This window comes from Coleofasciculus sp., assembly GCF_046565525.1.
Lineage (GTDB): Bacteria > Cyanobacteriota > Cyanobacteriia > Cyanobacteriales > Coleofasciculaceae > Coleofasciculus.
The window spans coordinates 1-2,586 of sequence record NZ_JBKHUP010000228.1 but is presented as its reverse complement, the minus strand read 5'-3'; the positions used below and the strand labels follow the sequence as shown (position 1 = coordinate 2,586).

The following is a 2,586-nucleotide window of genomic DNA, read 5'->3' as shown; positions in this document are numbered from 1 at the left end:
ATCTGAATATCCAGAGCCTGCTGATAGTATAGCCTTGCCTGCTCATACTCCCGTAACTCTTGGGCAACCCTTCCTAATTGGTGATAGGTGTCTGCTTGAGAGTAGCGATCGCTAAATTCAATCTGAATATCCAGAGCCTGCTGATAGTATAGCCTTGCCTGCTCATACTCCCGTAACTCTTGGGCAACCCTTCCTAACTGGTGATAGGTGCCAGCTTGTTCGTAGCGATCGCTAAATTCAATGAAAATATCCAGAGCCTGCTGATAGTATAGCCTTGCCTGCTCATACTCCCGTAACTTTTGGGCAACTATTCCTAAATTGTGATAGGTGCTAGCTTGAGAATAGCGATCGCGAAATTCAATGTAAATATCCAGAGCCTGCTGATAGTATAGCCTTGCCTGCTCATACTCCCGTAATTCTTGGGCAACCCTTCCTAACTGGTGATAGGTGCCAGCTTGAGAATAGCGATCGCGAAATTCAATCTTAATATCCAGAGCCTGCTGATAGTATAGCTTTGCCTGCTCATACTCCCGTAACTCTTCGGCAACCCTTCCTAACTGGTGATAGGTTGTAGCTATGTAAAGCTGTTTCTGTCTCTCCTCTACCCCGGTAAGCTGTTGGGTTAGTTCCAGCACCTGCTGATAAGTGGCTTTGGCTTGAGTATAATTCTGGGTTTCTAGGTAACAACAGGCTAACCGATCCTGTGCCATGACAATTTCCAGCCCAATTTCACCTGTGTGTAATGATGCCGGATATGCCGCTTGTGCCTGACAGACGAACTCTGAGAGTTTGAGATTACTCTGGATATCATTAATCTGCAAGAAGTATTGAAACAAACAGAAAAAGATATCCACCGTTTCCTGCTTCTCTAAACAGAGTTGCAGCGCATTGTAGAGATTTTCATACTCCAGTTGACAGAAGAAAATCCCCAATTGCCGTTCTTGCGCCTGCTTCGATTTCATCAATTGCTGATAAGCACCCGCCAACGTCAAATAATGACGTTTAAACCCCTCCCGCAAGGCTTCCCGCATCGCTGCATCCTGTTGATTCAGCTTCATCCGCAAGAAATAAGGAAAAACAGGCTGAATCCTTAACAGGGGAGAATCTTGCTCCCCTCTCCTCGCAGGAGAGGGGCTGGGGGAGAGGTCAATTTGCTCCCCTCTGCTTGTAGGAGAGGGGCTGGGGGACAACAATCCCCAATTAATCGCCTCTTGAATCGCCCCATCAAACTCCTCAAACGGATAATCCTGAAACGGTGCTAACTGCTGCAACTTATCAACATAATTCCCAATCCTATCCCCCCGAATAAACCCACTAAACGGCGCTAAACACAACAACAACTGCTGCGCCGCCGCCGACAAATTCCGATGGGAATACTCCACACATTGAACAATACTCTCCGTCTTATCCTCACTCCCCGAATCTAACGCAATATCCGCCTTTTCCAACCCCGCGACAATCTCCGCCGGGGATTGCTGCTTCAGATTCGCCAACACTACCTCCATCGCCAAGGGATACCCCGCCAAGAGTTTCATTAATCGGATAAAGGCTTTATCTTCCCGTATCTGCGGAATCCTCGATTTCGGTAAATACCGTTCTAATATCTTTTGCGCCAACTCTGAACGCGCCTGAACATCTAATCCCTGTAACCGATACACATTATCGCCAAACGTGCCTTGTAACCACTCCTCGCCACTGCGGGAACCCAACACCACCCGCGTTTTCCCACCCACTAATCGGCTGATAAAGTCCTGAATTTCCTCTCGCTTCTTCTTCGATAACGTATGTTTAATCGCCAACCGTTTCCCTGTCACCGATTCCAAGTTATCCAAAATCAGGATATGAGTCTCGGTTTTCAGTTTCTCCGCTAATTTCTGCACCTGCGCCGCCTGATTCATCGCCTGAAATCGGCTGAACTCGAACTTATCATAAACCTGTTTACCAATCTCCCGCAGGATTTGCTTTAATGTCCAGGCTTTTGTGTCATAGCCAAAATAAAAGATGGCTTCAGCAAAGTGAGTCGTTTGCCACCATTCCCGTAAATAATTCAGTAGCGTAGTTTTCCCGGTTCCCCCCATCCCCCGCAACAGTAAAATAGTATGGCGCAGCAATGCCTTTTCTATCTTGAGAATCTCCAAATCCCGCCCGACAAAGCCATAGGTGGGTGGAGTAAACCGATACTGCTGCTGACGTGCGGCATAATAGTCTTCTTCTTCCTGGGGCGTAAATTCCCGTAAATTCAAATTAACGGGCTGATTGGTATAAACCACAGGTAAAAGCCAGTCTTCTAAGTCAATCGTTTGGTTATAATAAGCTTTACGTCCTTTATTATTAAAGAGTTCGCGGCGTCCCAGTCGGAGGGCTTCCCGAATCGTTTTTTCAGCAAAGACTTGCTTATAGACGGTTTCGATTAATAAGGAGGCGGCGGTTACGGTTACAGAATAGCCCATCGCGACTACTGTATGCATTCCCGCCGCCATGAGGCGACTCCCCAAACTGGTTTCGCGAAATGTTGTCGCGTTTGATGTGGGTGTGGGCGAAGCATTCGCGTTTTCATTTGATGAAACAACCGACATATCTGGGCGC

The 2,586-nt window shown here is 47.3% G+C and carries 1 protein-coding gene; it reads right to left on the bottom strand.

All coding sequences use genetic code 11. The annotated features are described in order from the left end of the window. A partial coding sequence (locus ACLGGO_RS35320; protein WP_446422815.1) for a tetratricopeptide repeat protein occupies nt 1-2,586 on the bottom strand: 2,586 nt, incomplete at both ends.